16 protein-coding genes are annotated in these 15,958 nt (G+C 67.8%); 10 read left to right on the top strand and 6 right to left on the bottom strand.

Going from position 1 to position 15,958, the window contains the following annotated elements:
* The first annotated feature begins 32 nt into the window (after positions 1 to 32).
* The 9 genes from BO1_RS15010 to BO1_RS14970 all read left to right on the top strand — a co-directional run bounded on the left by BO1_RS15010 (position 33) and on the right by BO1_RS14970 (position 8,304).
* Positions 33 to 401, top strand: coding sequence for a response regulator (locus BO1_RS15010; protein ID WP_028218248.1), 369 nt, complete (start codon positions 33 to 35; stop codon positions 399 to 401).
* Positions 394 to 1,017 carry a chemotaxis protein CheC gene (locus BO1_RS15005; protein WP_028218247.1) on the top strand — a complete coding sequence of 208 codons (624 nt, stop codon included), beginning with the start codon at positions 394 to 396 and terminating at the stop codon, positions 1,015 to 1,017. The genes BO1_RS15010 and BO1_RS15005 overlap by 8 nt, the downstream gene beginning before the upstream one ends.
* A gap of 41 nt (positions 1,018 to 1,058) precedes the next feature.
* Entirely contained in the window at positions 1,059 to 2,000 is a 942-nt protein-coding gene (locus BO1_RS15000; RefSeq protein ID WP_028218246.1) for a GGDEF domain-containing protein, read from the top strand.
* Between the two features lie 340 nt (positions 2,001 to 2,340).
* Complete coding sequence (gene hpnD, locus BO1_RS14995) at positions 2,341 to 3,192, top strand: presqualene diphosphate synthase HpnD (protein ID WP_028218245.1); 852 nt, start codon at positions 2,341 to 2,343, stop codon at positions 3,190 to 3,192.
* Positions 3,192 to 4,463, top strand: coding sequence for a hydroxysqualene dehydroxylase HpnE (gene hpnE / locus BO1_RS14990; protein ID WP_028218244.1), 1,272 nt, complete (start codon positions 3,192 to 3,194; stop codon positions 4,461 to 4,463). The genes hpnD and hpnE overlap by 1 nt, the downstream gene beginning before the upstream one ends.
* 23 nt (positions 4,464 to 4,486) lie before the next feature.
* On the top strand, positions 4,487 to 6,529 hold the full coding sequence (shc, locus tag BO1_RS14985; protein WP_028218243.1) for a squalene--hopene cyclase: 2,043 nt from the start codon (positions 4,487 to 4,489) through the stop codon (positions 6,527 to 6,529).
* A 47-nt stretch (positions 6,530 to 6,576) separates the two neighbouring features.
* Positions 6,577 to 7,281, top strand: coding sequence for a phosphorylase (locus BO1_RS14980; protein ID WP_028218242.1), 705 nt, complete (start codon positions 6,577 to 6,579; stop codon positions 7,279 to 7,281).
* A 129-nt stretch (positions 7,282 to 7,410) separates the two neighbouring features.
* Positions 7,411 to 7,896 (top strand): acyl-CoA thioesterase, encoded by a 486-nt coding sequence (locus BO1_RS14975; protein ID WP_028218241.1) that lies wholly within the window; start codon positions 7,411 to 7,413, stop codon positions 7,894 to 7,896.
* 159 nt (positions 7,897 to 8,055) lie between these two features.
* On the top strand, positions 8,056 to 8,304 hold the full coding sequence (locus BO1_RS14970) for a type II toxin-antitoxin system Phd/YefM family antitoxin (RefSeq protein ID WP_028218240.1): 249 nt from the start codon (positions 8,056 to 8,058) through the stop codon (positions 8,302 to 8,304).
* Positions 8,305 to 8,320: 16 nt separating this feature from the next.
* Here BO1_RS14970 and BO1_RS14965 read toward each other — a convergent pair whose 3' ends face one another.
* From BO1_RS14965 to hpnN, 4 genes are all read right to left on the bottom strand, one after another.
* Complete coding sequence (locus BO1_RS14965) at positions 8,321 to 8,701, bottom strand: type II toxin-antitoxin system VapC family toxin (RefSeq protein ID WP_028218239.1); 381 nt, start codon at positions 8,699 to 8,701, stop codon at positions 8,321 to 8,323.
* On the bottom strand, positions 8,698 to 8,904 hold the full coding sequence (locus BO1_RS14960; RefSeq protein ID WP_028218238.1) for a type II toxin-antitoxin system VapB family antitoxin: 207 nt from the start codon (positions 8,902 to 8,904) through the stop codon (positions 8,698 to 8,700). The genes BO1_RS14965 and BO1_RS14960 overlap by 4 nt, the downstream gene beginning before the upstream one ends.
* A gap of 128 nt (positions 8,905 to 9,032) precedes the next feature.
* A complete protein-coding gene (locus tag BO1_RS14955) occupies positions 9,033 to 10,115 on the bottom strand; it encodes an MlaA family lipoprotein (RefSeq protein WP_043284941.1) in 1,083 nt (360 codons plus the stop codon).
* Positions 10,112 to 12,742 carry a hopanoid transporter HpnN gene (hpnN, locus tag BO1_RS14950; protein WP_028218236.1) on the bottom strand — a complete coding sequence of 877 codons (2,631 nt, stop codon included), beginning with the start codon at positions 12,740 to 12,742 and terminating at the stop codon, positions 10,112 to 10,114. The genes BO1_RS14955 and hpnN overlap by 4 nt, the downstream gene beginning before the upstream one ends.
* Before the next feature lie 218 nt (positions 12,743 to 12,960).
* Between hpnN and BO1_RS14945 the strand changes: the two genes are divergently transcribed.
* Entirely contained in the window at positions 12,961 to 13,569 is a 609-nt protein-coding gene (locus BO1_RS14945; RefSeq protein WP_028218235.1) for an MlaC/ttg2D family ABC transporter substrate-binding protein, read from the top strand.
* Positions 13,570 to 13,664: 95 nt separating this feature from the next.
* On the opposite strand, the gene BO1_RS14940 is transcribed toward BO1_RS14945, so the two are convergent.
* Together BO1_RS14940 and BO1_RS51180 are read right to left on the bottom strand one after the other, a co-directional pair.
* A complete protein-coding gene (locus tag BO1_RS14940) occupies positions 13,665 to 14,315 on the bottom strand; it encodes a response regulator (RefSeq protein ID WP_028218234.1) in 651 nt (216 codons plus the stop codon).
* Between the two features lie 28 nt (positions 14,316 to 14,343).
* Positions 14,344 to 15,915, bottom strand: coding sequence for a cache domain-containing protein (locus BO1_RS51180; protein ID WP_043284963.1), 1,572 nt, complete (start codon positions 15,913 to 15,915; stop codon positions 14,344 to 14,346).
* Positions 15,916 to 15,958: the final 43 nt, after the last annotated feature.

Genomic DNA, 15,958 nt, shown 5'->3' with positions numbered 1-15,958 from the left:
TTCCGTCCCACGCACATTCAATCTGCATAGCCATGTCCTTGCCCATCGTGATCGCCGACGACTCGCTGCTTGCCCGCAAGGTGCTCACGAAGGCGCTGCCCGAGGGCTGGGACGTCGAGATCTCCTACGCGTCGAACGGACAAGAAGCGCTGGCGTTGTATCGCGCCGGGCGTGCGCCGGTCATGTTTCTCGACCTCACGATGCCTGACATGACGGGCTTTCAGGTGCTCGAAGCCTTGCAGCACGAGGATCTGAACACGTTCGTGATCGTCGTTTCAGCCGACGTCCAGCCGCGCGCCCAGGAGCGCGCGCTCGCGCTCGGCGCGATGGCGTTCGTGCCCAAGCCGGTCACGCAGGAGGCGCTGCTACCCATCCTCAAGGAGTACGGGTTGTATGCCTGATCGAGTGTTCACGGAATTGCAGCGCGACGCGCTCCAGGAGATCGCCAATCTCGGCATGGGCCAGGCCGCGACGCGACTGTCGGGGCTCCTCAACGCCTTCATCGAGCTCTCGGTGCCGCGTGTGCGCGTGGTCGCCGTGAGCGAGGCGGCGCTGGCGCTGCGCGAGATGACCGGCATCGACGGCCCGGTCACGGCGGTGCGCCAGGGCTTTCGCTCCGAGATCAAGGGCGAGGCGCTCGTGATCTGCCGCAGCGGCGAGATCGCCGAGCTGGGCGCGCTGATCGGCGGCCCGTACGCGCACGCCACGCGCGATGCGCTCACCGAGCAGGAGCTGATCTTCGACGTGGCTAACGTGCTCTCGGGCGCGTGCGTCTCGTCGATGCTCGATCAGCTCGGGCGCATGCCGGTGTTCTCGCAGCCGGGGCTGCTGGGCGAAGCCATCATGCTCGACGAGGTGTTCCAGCCCGGCATGCTCGCCTGGGATCTCGCGCTCCTCGTGGAAGTCAACTTCGCGCTGGAAGACCAGCGCTTTCGTGCGCATCTGGTGATGCTGATGGCCGAGGAATCGATCCATCACGTGAGCCGGGCCATCGACGCGTTGTTGCACAGCCTATGAATACCCGTGACCTGCCGGACCCGCCGCCATCGACGCCCGCCATGCCGCTGTCGCTGTCGGACCTCGTCGTGGAGCGCGTAGGCTTTGGCATCTTCGTGCTCGACCGCGACATGAACGTGCTGATGTGGAACCGCTTCATGCAGGACCACAGTGGCGTGGCGGCCGCCGACGTGATCGGCCGGCCGGTCTTCGAGCGCTTTCCCGACCTGCCACGCGCCTGGCTCACGCGCAAGGTCGAGAGCGTGTTCCAGCTCGGCAGCTTCGCGTTCAGCTCGTGGGAGCAGCGGCCCTACCTGTTCCGCTTCGATCACGACCGTCCCATCACGGGCGGCGTGGACTACATGCAGCAGGACTGCACCTTCATGCCGCTCATGCGCGAGCGCGAGGTGATCGCCGTGTGCGTGACCGTCTCCGATGTCACGCATGTGAGCGTCATGCAGCGCGAGCGCGAGGACGCGGTGGCGCGGCTGCGCGAATACGCCGACCGCGACGGCCTCACGGGCATTGCGAACCGGCGCTTTTTCGAAGGGCGGCTCGCCGACGAATTCGCGCGCTGGCAGCGCTATGGCGGCGAGATGTCGGTGTTGCTCTTCGATCTGGACCACTTCAAGAAGATCAACGACGAATTCGGCCACGTCGCCGGCGACACGGTGCTGCGCGCCATGGCGCAGCGCGTGGCGCAGGTGGTGCGCAAGCAGGACGTGTTCGGGCGCTTCGGCGGCGAGGAGTTTGCGCTGCTGTTGCCGTGCACGACGCTCGACGACGCGCTGCACGTGGCCGAGAAGATCCGTCACACGATCGGCGACGCGCCCGTGGAGGTGCAGGGCGTGGTCGTGCCCGTGACGGCGAGCGTGGGCGCCGCCGCCGCGCGGCCCGGCGCCCCCGATTATGAGGTCATGATCAATGAAGCCGACGCGGCGCTCTACCGGGCCAAGCGCCAGGGGCGCAACCGCTGCGTCGCGCTGGTTCACGAGCTTTCCTAATTTTTTGGCTGTAGATGGCCGAAAATCACGGCAATTCAAGCTGATTTGATGTAATTCGCGTCATGCGGTCATCCGTGTGATTGCGCGTCTCCTCGCGCGGCGCCTGCGCCGGGTCCAGACCCCCGCCTTTCCCCGCTCTGTCCCCGCCGCCGTTGACCGGGCCGCGACTGCGGCGGCCGGCAAAGGTTGCTATACTTTTGCCCGTTTCCGGCCTCGGACCCTGAACGGTGTTCCGGCAGGGCCGGTGCCTCGCGCGTGTCCGCGCGCGCGGGCGACCCGCGGCATGCGGGCCCGAATATCTGAAAAGCCCCGTCGAGGGCGACCCCAGCGGAGAAGCGTCTTGGCCGTTTCCAACCTCGTCGTGGACGATACACATCAAACCGACGCCGCCGCCGCTTCGTCGGGCAGCTCGTTTTATCTGGCGATGCGGATCCTGCCGGCTGCGCAGCGCGACGCCATGTATCAGGTCTACGCCTTTTGCCGTGCTGTCGACGACATCGCGGACAGCGACCTGCCGCGCGCCGAGCGTGCGGCGGGGCTCGAGCAATGGCGCGCCGACATCGACGCCTGCTACGCCGGCACGCCGCGCGCCTCGCTCGCGGCGCTCACGCGCCACATCCATACGTTCGGGCTCGCGCGCGAGGACTTTCACGCGATGATCGACGGCATGGCCATGGACGCCGCGGAGGACATCTGCGCACCGGACGAGGCCACGCTCGACCTCTACTGCGACCGCGTCGCGAGCGCGGCGGGCCGCCTGTCGGTGAGGATTTTCGGGATGGACGAGGCGCCCGGCCGCCTGCTTTCGCATCACCTCGGGCGCGCGCTGCAGCTCACGAACATCCTGCGCGACATCGACGAGGACGCGGGCATCAACCGCTGCTACCTGCCGCGCGAGCTGCTCGCGCGCGAGGGCATCGCGGCGTCGAACCCGCACGACATCGCCGCCGATCCGTCGCTGCCGCGCGTGTGCGCGACGCTCGTGAAGCGTGCGCTCGGCCACTTCGCCGAGGCCGACGCCATCATGGACCGCACGCCGCGCGCGCAGGTCAAGGCGCCGCGCATCATGTCGGGCGTGTACCGCGTGCTGCTCGAGCGCACCGTCGAGCGCGGCTTCGATCTGCCGCGCCCCAAGGTCGTCAAGCCGCGCGCGCGGCTCATGTGGATCGTCGCGCGCTACGCGTTATTCTGATGCCCCGGCTCGTCCACGTGATCGGCGCGGGGCTTGCGGGCCTCGCGGCGGCCATCCGGCTGCAGCGGCGCGGGGTCCAGGTCGCGCTGCACGAGGCAGCCTCGCAGGCAGGTGGACGTTGCCGTTCGTACTATGACCGCACGCTCGCGGCCACGCTCGACAGCGGCAATCATCTCGTGCTGGCGGGCCATGAAGCCACGCTCGACTACGTGCGCACGATCGGCGCCGCCGACGAGCTCGCGGGACCGGCCGAGCCGGCCTTCGCGTTCATGGACCTCGCGGCGCGCTCGTGCTGGACTGTGCGCTTTTCGCGCTCGCGCGTGCCGTTCTGGATCGGCGACGCCAACGCGCGCGTGCCGGGCACGAAGGTGTCGGACTATCTCGCGCTGCTGCCGCTCCTGTTCGCCAAGCCCGGCCGCACGATGGCGCAGACCATGCGCTGCGACGGCCTGCTCTGGGAGCGCCTGCTGCGCCCGCTGTTTCTCGCGGCGCTCAACGTCGAGCCGCGCGAGGCCAGCGCGGAGCTCGCGGCCACGCTGCTGCGCGACGTGCTGTCCGCGGGCGGCGAGGCGTTCCGGCCGCTGGTGGCGCGCAACGGTCTGTCGAGCGCGTTCGTCGATCCGGCGCTGCGGATGCTCCAGCACGGCGGTGCGGCGATCCGGCTCGATTCGCGCCTGAACGGGATCGCGTACGACGACGCGGCGGGCCGCGTCGTCGCACTCGATTTCGAGAGTGGCCGCGTCGCATTGGGCGCCGATGAGGCCGTCGTGCTGGCGGTGCCGGCCGCCGCCGCCGCCGCGCTCGTGCCGGCGCTGCAGACGCCGCAGCGCCACACGGCCGTCGTCACGGTGCACTTCGCCGTGACGCCGCCGCCGGGACTGGCCACGCCGATGGCGCTGGTGAGCGGCACGGCCGATTGGCTGTTCGCGGGCGCCGGCCGCATTTCGGCGACGATCCACGATGCCGCCGCCGTCCGCATGTTCAATGCGTTCGATGCGCTCGACGCGGGCACATCCGAGGCGCTTGCGCGGCGCGTCTGGGCCGACGTGGCGGGCGCGGCGTCGCTGCCGCCCGAGCCGCTGCCCGCGTGGCAGATCTCGCGCGAAGCGTGCGCGACCTTCGCGGCCGTACCGCAAGAAGAGCTGCGCCGCCCCGCGGCGCGCACCCGCTGGACCAACTTGACGCTCGCAGGCGACTGGACCGCCACCGGCCTGCCTGCGACGATCGAAGGGGCAATCCGCTCGGGCCGCAAGGCTGCGGATCTGCTTTAAGTCTTAAAAATCAGGATGTACCGATGAACGATCTTTCAGAGGCCATGCCGGCCGACGACCTCGCGAACGCGCTCGGCGCGGCGCCGACGCTCGACAACGCGAGCGCGCTTTTGCGCGCCGCGGCGCCCGCCGACGTGAGCGACGCGCTCGATGCCGCCGTCATGCGCGCGACCGACGCGATCCTCGCCGACCAGCGCGCCGATGGCCACTGGGTGTACGAGCTCGAAGCCGACGCCACGATTCCCGCCGAATACGTGCTGCTCGTCCATTACCTGGGCGAGGAGGCGAACCTCGAGCTCGAGGGGAAGATCGCGCGCTACCTGCGCCGCATCCAGCTGCCCGGCGGCGGCTGGCCGCTCTTCACCGACGGCGCGATGGACGTGAGCGCGAGCATCAAGGCTTACTTCGCACTCAAGATGATCGGCGATGCGGAAGATGCCGAGCACATGGTGCGTGCGCGCGAGGCGATCCTCGCGGCGGGCGGCGCGGAAAAGGCCAACGTGTTCACGCGCATCCTGCTCGCGCTGTACGGCGTGGTCAGCTGGTACGCGGCGCCGATGATGCCGGTCGAGATCATGCTGCTGCCCAAGTGGTTCCCGTTCCATCTCTCGAAGGTCTCGTACTGGGCGCGCACCGTGATCGTGCCGCTGCTGGTGCTGGGCGCCAGGCGCCCGGTGGCGAAGAACCCGCGCGGCGTGCGCATCGACGAGCTGTTCCGCGGCGCGCCCGTCACCGTGGGGCTGAACGAGCGCTCTCCGCACCAGAGCAAGGGCTGGTTCGGCTTCTTCCGCGCCGTGGACGGCGTGCTGCGCATCACCGATCCGTTGTTCCCGGCGTATCTGCGCCAGCGCGCGATCGACGCGGCTGTTGCGTTCGTCGACGAACGCCTGAACGGCGAAGACGGCCTGGGCGCCATTTTCCCGGCCATGGCCAACGCCGTGATGATGTACGACGTGCTCGGCTATCCCGCTGATCACCCGCATCGTGCGATCGCGCGCCAGTCGGTGGAAAAGCTCGTGACGGTCCATGCCGAGGAAGCGTACGTCCAGCCGTGCCTCTCGCCGGTGTGGGACACGTCGCTGGCCGCGCACGCCCTGATCGAAACGGGCGACGCGCGCGCGCATGAAGCGGCGCGGCGCGGCCTCGAATGGCTGCGCCCGCTGCAGATTCTCGACGTGCGCGGCGACTGGATCTCGCGCCGTGCCGACACGCGTCCGGGCGGCTGGGCATTCCAGTACGCGAACCCGCACTACCCCGACGTTGACGACACAGCCGTGGTCGTGGCGGCGATGCGCCGCGTCGACCAGATCGACAACACCAGCGATTACGACGAGCCCATTGCGCGCGCACGCGAATGGGTGGTCGGCATGCAGAGCAGCAACGGCGGCTGGGGCGCGTTCGAGCCCGAGAACACGCACGAATACCTGAACAGCATCCCGTTCTCCGATCACGGCGCACTGCTCGATCCGCCGACGGCCGACGTCTCGGGCCGCTGCCTCTCGATGCTCGCGCAGCTCGACGAGCTGCCGGCGGCGAGCGAGCCGGCGCGCCGCGCCTACAACTACATCCTCGCCGGGCAGGAAGCGGATGGCAGCTGGTACGGCCGCTGGGGCATGAACTACATCTACGGCACGTGGACGGCGCTGAGCGCGCTGAACGCGGCCGGCCTCGAGCACGCGGATTCGCGCATGAAGCGCGCGGCGCAGTGGCTCATTGCCATCCAGAACGACGACGGCGGCTGGGGCGAGGACGGCACCAGCTACAAGCTCGAGTACCGCGGCTACGAGCGCGCAGCGAGCACGGCGTCGCAGACGGCGTGGGCGCTGCTCGGCCTGATGGCGGCGGGCGAGGTGAACCATCCGGCGGTGGCGCGCGGCGTCGCCTGGCTGCAGGCCACGCAGCGCGAGCACGGGCTCTGGGACGAAACGCGCTTCACGGCCACGGGCTTCCCGCGCGTGTTCTATCTGCGCTACCACGGCTATCGCAAGTTCTTCCCGTTGTGGGCGCTCGCGCGCTACCGCAACCTCAAGCGCGACGGCATCACGCACGTGCGCGTGGGCCTGTGACGATGGTGGTTGCTTCTGCCACCCCAGCCGCTGCACGCCCACGCGCCATGAATGGCACGCTGCCCGTGATCGCCGTGACCGGCATGGCCTTCGAGGCGAGCATCGCGGCGGGCAAGGGCGCCGACGGCATCGAGGCGGTCTACGCCGCGCGCGCCGACCTGCTCGAACGCGCGCTCGCGGCCGCGCTCGATCGCGGCGCCTCGGGCGTCATCAGCTTCGGCACGGCGGGCGGCCTCGGGCCGGACCTCGAGCCGGGCACGCTCATCATCGCCAGTGCCGTGGACGGCCCGTTTGGCCGCGTCGCCTGCGATGCGGCCTGGAGCGAGCGCATGGCCGCGGCCTTGCTCGACTCGCCGCTGGCCGCGCAGACGCGGCGCGGCGTGGAAGCCGCCGTGGCTGCGCCGCTCACCGGCGCGGCGGACAAGGCCGCGCTTCACCAGTCGAGCGGCGGCGCACTGGCCGTCGACATGGAGTCGCATCTGGCGGCCGCCGCCGCCGCCGCGCGCGGCCTGCCGTTCGCGGTTTGCCGCGCGGTGGTGGATCCGGCCTGGCGCAGCCTGCCGAAGGCGGCAATGGCCGGCCTGCGCGACGACGGCTCCACCGCCGTCCTGCCGATCCTGCGCGAACTCGCGCGCGACCCGCTGCAACTGGGCGGCCTGCTGCGCGTGGCCGCCGACGCCGGCGCGGCGCGCAAGGCGCTGACGGCCGCGCGGCGCGTGCTCACTGCATCTGGCGCTTTTTTTCCTGGCTGATCCGGCGGTTTGTCGGAGCGGGCTATTGCAATACCTAGGGAAAACCCTATATCTGGTAACATACTAAGTGTTAACCCTAGGTCTGTCTTTGAGATCTGGGGGACAGAGCATGTACAGGAGTTACCAGCCATGAATTTTCATACCCGCAAATGGGTCAAGCCCGAAGACCTCAATCCCAACGGCACGCTGTTCGGCGGCAGCCTGCTGCGCTGGATCGACGAAGAAGCGGCCATCTACGCGATTTGCCAGCTCGATAACCAGCGCGTCGTGACCAAGCTGATCTCGGAGGTGAACTTCGTGAGCTCGGCGCGTCAGGGCGACATCATCGAGCTGGGCATGAAGGCAACGCACTTTGGCCGCACGTCGATCACGCTGCGCTGCGAAGTGCGCAACAAGGTCACGCGCAAGAGCATCCTGACGATCGAGAAAATGGTGTTCGTGAACCTCGGTGCGGATGGCAAGCCGGCGCCGCACGGGCGTGAGCAGATCCGTTACGCTGATGAGGCTTACGAGCGCTATCGCCAGACGGTGCAGTCGGCGGCTGATGCCACGGCGATGGCGGCGGCGAATGAGGCCGAGCGCGAGGCGGAGCGCGACGAGGAAGCGGTGCACTGAGTTGAGTGGCACGGCGCCTTGAAAAGAAAAACCCGGCAGGCTTGTGGCCTGCCGGGTTTTTTTGTGCCTGTGTCCATATCAATTGAGATTGAAACTTGAACGCGATACCTCGCCGACCAAGTTAACCTTCGATTGAGGATGAATATCATGAGGCGCTTCATGAACTACGTGAATATGCGGGATGCCAAGACGTCTTTGTCGCGGCTCGTTGAGGATGTCGAACTCAGGCGAGAAACGGAAATCATCATCGCTCGCGGCGGCCGGCCAGTTGCGCGTCTCGTGCCGCTCGCTCCGGTCACATCTGTTGAGCGGCGCATCGGTGTTGCCAAGGGAATATTCGAAGTTCCCGACGATATCGATGCCCGCGATGATGAGGTCGCCGCGCTGATCAACGGGAGGCGCGAGTGAACATGCCGTTCACTCGTCAGTGCATCTCTTTCGGAAACGCCACGTTGAACTGACGCGCAAGCCTTTCGAGGCGACGATCCAGGGTCCAAAGACTCGCGCCGGGCGTCATCAACGTCGATGCGAGCAAGGTGAGATCGACGCCTCCACAACCCCGCCCGTAAAGCTGCTCGGCTTCGACAAATTGCATGACTTCCGACGATGTCGCTTGCTGTGCACGACGGAGCAATCCGATATCGCTGAGTGTGCGGGCGCGAGGCGCAGGCGGGGTGCCGCACGCCAATTCGAGGAGTACGAGCGAGTGCGTCAGCGCCTGGTCGCTCGTGATGAGCTGGATGAGCGTCTCGTTACGCTGCCGAAAATGGTCTACCCACACTGAGGTGTCGATCAGAACGTTCATCCGGCGCTCGGCTCGCTGCGGCGTCGGGGAATCTCGGGCATGTCGGGCGCCGTTCCTCCGAGCGCTGCGAGGCGCTTTGCCGCCTGGACCCGGACGAAAGTCTGTATAGCTGCGCGGAACAGTTCAGCCTTGTCCATGCCAGGTTCGGCAAGCTCAAGTGCTTGTTCGTACAGCGCGTCGTCAATAGTGACCGTTGTTCTCATGGCAGCCCCCAAGTTGATGCGTGTATGCATCAATATTAGCATCAAATAACAAGGGGCTTGGAGAAAACGTTCCGGCAACAGGGAGGGCGCGCCGCCCGCTCACAGGCGGCGCTAACGTGAGGCGCGTATCAGGGCGCCGATGCAGGCTGCGCAGGCACTGCCGCCGCGCCTGGCGCCGAAGCGGCGGCGGGCGCCGTGGCCGAAGCCGCCACGGGCGCGGAAGCCGAATGCGCGGCCGCCGCAGCGGACGCCGGTTGCGCGGGTGCAGCCGCCCCCGACGTTTCACCCGGATCTTCGTAGTTCGGCAGCCCGTTGTTCGAACCGCCGGACCCGCCCGATCCACCCGGCGCACCGGGTGCGCCCGCACCGCCCGAATCACCCGGATCCTCGTAATTCGGCAGCCCGCTGTTCGACTTGCCAGCCGCTCCTGCAGCCCCAGCCCCAGCCCCAGCCGCCCCCGCCCCGCCCGACGTGCCCTCGCCGGCACCCGGTTCTTCGTAATTCGGCGGCGGCGCGTTGTTGTTCTGCGAGCCACGAATCAGCGATTCGCGCTGCTGGCGGTACGCGTCGCGCACGAACGAATACGGGTCGAGCGCCGCCTGCTTGAGCAGGTCGGTGGCGCCGAGCAGGTTCGCGCGCGCGCTCACGAACTGCGCGAGATACAGCGGGTTGCGCACCGCGGGCTCGATGTAATTGATGACGTTGAACTTCACGTCCACGCCCATGCCGATGCCGTCGCGAACGTCACTCGGCCCGAACAGCGGCAGCACGAGGTAGGGGCCGGCCGGCACGCCGTAGTGGCCCATCGTCAGGCCGAAGTCCTGATGGTGCTTTGGCAGCCCGGCGAGCGTGGCGAAATCGATCAGGCCGCCCAGACCGAAGGTCGAGTTCATCGCGATGCGCATGAGGTCTTCGGTGGCGTCGGTGATCTTCAACTGCAGCAGGTTGTTGGCGAAGTTGCTGACGTCGCCGAGATTCGAGAAGAAGTTCGTGATCGCCTGGCGCAGCGGCTGCGGCGTGACCTTCTGATAGCCCTTCGCGATCGGCTGCGCGACGTAGGTATCGAGTTTGTCGTTGAACTTGAAGATCGCGCGATTCGCGGGCTCGAACGGGTCGCCCGGCTTGCGCTCGGGTCCCGTGGCGCAGCCCGACGTCACGAGGAGCGCCAGGCTCGCCGCCGCCATGGTCAGCGCGGCTTGTTTTTTAATCATTGATCGATCCCCTGGATTTGCGATCGTGCGCGCTTGGCGCGCGGCTTGCCCATCAGCACCGGCTGGAACACCACGGCGCCGATCAGCGTACAGAACAAGGACAGCGCGAGCAGCTTGCCCATGCTCGAGGTGCCCGGATGATGCGAAAGCCACAGGCTGCCGAACGCCGTGGCCGTGGTGGCGGCCGAGAACAGCACTGCATGCGTGAGGCTCGAATGCAGGAGGCCCGTCTGCCCCGCGCGCCAGGCCATCACGAAGTAGATTTTGAACGCCACGCCCACGCCCAGCATCAGGGGAAGCGCGATGATGTTGGCGAAATTGAGTTGGATACCGAACACAACGCACAACTCGAGCGTCACCAGCGCGGAAACCAGCAGCGGAATCAGCGTGCGCAGCACGTCGCCGAAATGGCGCAGCGTGATCCACAGCAGCGCCGTGATGAGCAGCACCGACCAGCCCGCCGCCTGGAAGAACGCGAGGATGATCACGTTGGCCGAATGCAGGACCGAGATCGGGCCGCCGATCGCATTCGGCTCGGCTTTCTTCACCGCGTGCGCGAAGCGCGCGAGCATGACGTCGTCGTTGGGATCGACGCCCGCCGGCACGCGCGGCGCGATATCCACGATCGCCTGGCCCGTGATGGGCGAGACCCAGTCGTCCACCATGGCGCGCGGCAGGTTCTCGCGCGTTATCGGCGAGGGCTGCAGCAGCCGCGCGAGCTGCGCGAAGGCGAGCTTGAGCGGCTGGCTGAAGGCCGCTTCGGCGCGATCGCGCGTGGCCGCGTTCGCGTTGGCGAGCTTCATGAGGCCGTCGGAGAGGTGTTTTGCCTCGGCGGCGCCCGGCCCCGGGTGATCGCCTGCCGCGAGCACGAGCTGGTTGGCCGCGCGCTTGAGGATGTCCACGCGCACGGCGTCGGTGACGGGTGCGGACGGCTGCTGCGTGAGCGCGGGCAGCAATTGCTGCGCGGCGCTCGCGATCAGCATGAGCTTTTGCTGCTGGTCGTCCGGGATCAGCGCGCTGAGCGTGGTGGCGCGGGCCACTTCGGGCAGCCTGGATAGCTTTGCTGCAATCTTGTCGGCTTCGGCCAGGTTCGGCGCAAGCACGCTCACATCGTTGATCGAGATGACCGGCGAGTTCTTGAGCGCGATGAGCGTCGCCATCGACTCGGTATGCGGATCCTTCAGATGCAGCGGATTGAAGTCGAAGCGCAGATGCAGCAGCAGCGGCGTCGCGCCCAGCACCACGATCAGTGTGCTGATCAGGACCGGCTTGCGATGTTCGGCGAGCCACTTGTCCACGGGCGCGAGGAACGCGAAGCCCGGGGAGGCGCGCTCGCCCTTGGGCTTGAACACGCGGATGAGCGCGGGCAGCACCGTCATGTCCGCGAAGTACGCGACGAACATCCCCACGCCGGCGATCTGGCCGAGCTCGGAGAGGCCCTTGTAGGCGGTGGGCAGGAACGAAAAGAAACTTTCGGCGACGGCGATGGCGGCCAGCGTGAGCGGCACGCCGATGGTGCGCGCGGTCTTCAGGAGCGCGGCGTCCAGGCGGTCGTCCTCGAAGCGCTCTTCGCGGTACTTCACGCCGAACTGCACGCCGAAGTCCACGCCGAGCCCCACGAACAGCACCATGAACGCGACCGACAGCATGTTCAGCGAGCCGATCATCATGAGGCCGAGCGCGGCGGTGATGACGAGGCCGATCACGAGCGTGATGAGCACCGCGGCGATCAGGCGGCCCGAGCGCAGCGCGAGCCAGAGGATCACGAGCACGACGATGGCCGTGATGGCGCCGTTGAGGGCGGCGCCGTCCTGCACCGAGGCGAACTCCTCGTCGGCGAGCGGCTGCTCGCCGGTCAGGCGCACGCGCGCGCCGAATTCGCTGTCCAGATGCAGCGAGGCGGCCGTGTCGCGGATCGCCTGCGAGGCGCTCGCGCCGGCTTTGAGCGCCGCGAAGTTCAGCACCGGCTGAACCGTGACGAACGCGAAGGCGGGCTTCGCGGCGGCATCCTTGTCGACGAGCGCGCGCCACGAGAACGCGGCCGGCTTGCCGGCGAGCACCTGGTCGACCACGTCGGCGGCGTTGCCGAGGAGCGAGGCCATTTGCGGCAGCTTCACCTGGCCGATCGTGAGCGGCAGTTGCAGCGTGGTCGTGAGCGTGCCGGCGAGGCCTGCCAGGCTCGGATCCTTCGCGAGCTGATTCACGAGCGGGCGCGCCTGCACGAGCTGGCCCGTCGTGGAGAGCACCGTTTGCGTGGACGGAAACAGCAGCCCGTTGTGCTCGAAGAACGGCCCGCCCGCGGGCTGCGAAACGGCGCTGAATTCGCGCGTATCCTGCTTGAGGGCTTCGGCGAGCTTGTCGGCGGCGGCATCGGCGAGCTCGGGCGCCTGCGCCTCGACCACCACGAGCAGCGACGAACTGCCGTTCGGAAACGCCTTGTCCTTGGCGTCGCTGAGGGCGGCCCATTCGCCCTTGTTCTCGACGAGGCCGCTGACGTCGGTGTTGATCTTGAAATGCTTCACGACGTACACGCCGCTCAACGCGGCGAGAACGAGCGCGAATGCGATGACCCACGCCGCGCGGCGTACCGACCAGGCGACGAGGTGAATGATGAATGGCTTCAGCATAAAGGCGAGGCGGCCTTGTTAATTGACTGTTCTTGATGTGAAGCGCTCAAGTATACCGGCCTCGCACATCGCGGCGCGCCTCGCGCACACGAGCCCATGCGTCAAAGCCGTTATACTGGCCTGGCCGGGGCGGGATCGGGCCTCGGGTGAGGCCACCGATCGAAGCTTTTTTCGTGCTGCCGTGCCGGCGCCCGTTATTCACTGTTCCAAGAACGCGTATGAAACGTTATCTGACCGCATTCCTCGCCGCCGCTTTCCTGTCGGGCGTTTCTGGCGCCGCCCTCGCGCAGTCCTCGCCGGACGCCATCGTCAAGAGCGCGGTGGAAGGCACCGTGAAAGCGATGCAGGCCGACCCGCAGGCGCGTGGCGGCGACATGAACAAGATCACGAGCGTGGTCGAGACCCATTTTGTGCCGGCCACCGACTTCCAGCGCACCACGCGCATCGCGATCGGCAAGGCCTGGACCACGGCCACGCCGGAGCAGCAACAGAAGTTGTATGAGCAATTTCAGCTCCTGCTCGTGAAGACCTACGCGTCGTCGCTTTCGCAGCTGCGCGACGCCCAGGTCACCTTCAAGTTCTTGCCGTCCAACACCGGCGGAGGGGCGAAAGACACCGTCGTGCAATCGCACGTGATCAGCAACGGCGGCGACGATGCCATCGATTATCGCCTCGCGCGCACCGCCAACGGCTGGAAGATCTACGACATCAACATGATGGGCGCGTGGCTCATCCAGGTCTATCAGACCCAGTTCGCCGACCAGATCGCCAAGGGCGGCATCGACGGGCTCATCAAGTATCTCATCGAGCATAACGCACGCAGCTAAGGCGTCGCGCTGGCGCGGCCGCCGCCGCCGCGCCCACTTCGCTCTTTGCCCGTGACAGACGGCGCGTCCTCCGCAAGAGGCGCGCCGTTTGCATTTCAGGCGCCCGCGCGCTTCCTGCGGTTCTCCACCGCGAACTTGATCAACTCCGCCTGACCTTCGATATCGAGCTTGCGCTTGAGATTGAGCCGATGCGTCTCGACCGTGCGCACCGAAAGCCCCGCGCGTTGCGCGATCTGCTTGCTCGACAGGCCTTCGGCGAGCGCATCGAGAATGTCCAGCTCGCGCGGCGTGAGGCGCTCGATGGGCGTCTCCTTGAGCGATGCCTGCAGCATGCGCGCGCCCAGTCCCGCGCTGAAGTACGTCTGCCCCGCCAGCACCGCCTCGATCGCGCGCACGATCTCGGTGGCCGGCGAGTCCTTCAGCACGTAGCCGCTCGCGCCCGCGCGCACGGCTTGCGTCACGTACTCGACGTTGTCGTGCATCGAGAGCATCAGCACGCGGATCGCCGGGAAGCGCTCGTGAAAGATGCCCGCGAGCGCAATGCCGTTCATGCCGGCCATGCCCACGTCCATCAGCGCGAGATCGGGCTCGAGCGCGGCGGCGAGCCCGATGGCTTCGTCGGCGTTGCCCGCCTCGCCCGCGACTTCGAGGCCCGGCACGGCTTCGAGGCGCGCGCGCAGGCCGTCGCGCACGAGCGGATGATCGTCGACGAGCACGAGGCGCGCCGGTTTGCCTGATTCGTTCATGGCGTCTTTTCTTCTCTTGTAGCGTGGTTCAGGCCGTATCGCGCGATGCCGCGCCGGCGGCGTCCGCCGTCGTGTGTTGCGTAGCGTTCGCCATGCTGGCGGGCCGTATCGGCACCCATGCGGCGACCACGGTGTGGCCCGGCTTCGAGCTGAGCGTGAGCCGCCCGCCGAGCGGCTCCAGCCGCTCGCGCATGTTGCGCAGGCCCATGCCCGCGCGCGGATCGGCCAGCGCATGCGCCACGTCGAAGCCGCGGCCATTGTCGGCGATGGTGAGCGTCACGCTGTTCTGCGCGATCTCGAGCGTGAGCGCGGCGCGGCGTGCGCCGGCGTGCTTCACGATGTTGGTGAGCGCTTCCTGGGCGATGCGGAACAGCACCGTGTTGACGGCGTCGGGCAAGGGCGCCGCACCCATGTTCGTGCGCGGGCCGGCAGCGTTGGACTTGGCGCCCGACTGCGTGAAGCCGATCTCCATTTCCGACTCCTCGGCCAGTTCGCGCGTCAGTTGCTCGAGCGCGGCGGCAAGGCCGAGGTCGTCGAGCATCGCGGGGCGCAGCGCGTGCGAGATGCGGCGCACTTCGCGCAGCGTGTCCGAGAGCCGCGCGAGACCGGTGGACAACGAGGCTTCCGCCGCGGGGACGCGCGCCTCGCCGCGCTCGAAGCGCGCGAGCGCCGACTCGAGCAGCAGCTTCGCGGAAACGAGCATCTGGCTGATGCCGTCGTGCAGCTCGCGCGACAGGCGCGCGCGCTCCTGCTCCTGCGATTGCACCACTTGCTGCGCGAGGCGCTTGAGCTTCGCGTCGGTGCTGCGGTACTCGCTCACGTTGAGCACGAGCGCGCCGAGCGCGAACACGCCCACGCCCGCGAGGGCGATGACGCCGAGCCATTGCAGCGTGCGCTCGATATTGGCCGAGGCGCGCTCGTCGATATGCGCGAGCGCGGAGTCGACATCGTCGAGATAGATGCCGGTGCCGACCATCCAGCCCCAGCGCGGCAGCGCGACCACGTAGCCGAGCTTCGGCGCGAGTTTGCCCGTCGATGGCCGGTGCCACATGTAGCGCACGAAGCCGCCGCCGTGCGAAGCCGCGTTCACGAGTTGCTGAATCGTGAGCGCGCCTTGCGGGTCGCGCAGGTTCCAGAGATCCTGGCCGACGAGGCTGGGCTCGCGCGGATGCATGAGCGAGCGGCCGTGCATGTCGTAGACGAAGAAGTAGCCGTCCGGGCCGAAGTCCAGCTTTTGCAGCACGGCGAGCGCGGCGCGCTGGCGGGCGGCGAGGTCGGCGGGCACGGGCACGGATAGCGCGGCGGCGCTGGCCGAGGAGGCGGCATGGGTGGAGTCGGCGCCCGGGGCGGCTTTATCGCCGGCTTCGGGCGCATACAGCGGCGCGATCGCGCTCGTCGCGAGCTCGACGTAATGGCGCAGCTCGACTTCCTTGCTCGACAGATACGCCGCCTGCATCGTGGCATGTTGCGTGCGCGCGAGCGCGGTCGCCTGCTGCCGCACGCCGATCCCGATGCTCGCAATGGCGGCGAGAAACGGCACCACCGCGAGCAGGAAGATCTTCGTCTTCAGGCGGTCGTTGAAGAAAAATGGGGCGGGCATGGCGACGTTCGGATGCTGAGCCTGCAAGCATACCCGGAGATAC

Origin of the sequence: Paraburkholderia oxyphila NBRC 105797 (genome assembly GCF_000685075.1) — a bacterium.
Taxonomy (GTDB): Bacteria; Pseudomonadota; Gammaproteobacteria; order Burkholderiales; family Burkholderiaceae; genus Paraburkholderia; species Paraburkholderia oxyphila.
Note: the sequence above shows the minus strand (reverse complement) of the source record. Positions and strands in the feature narration are given on the sequence as shown.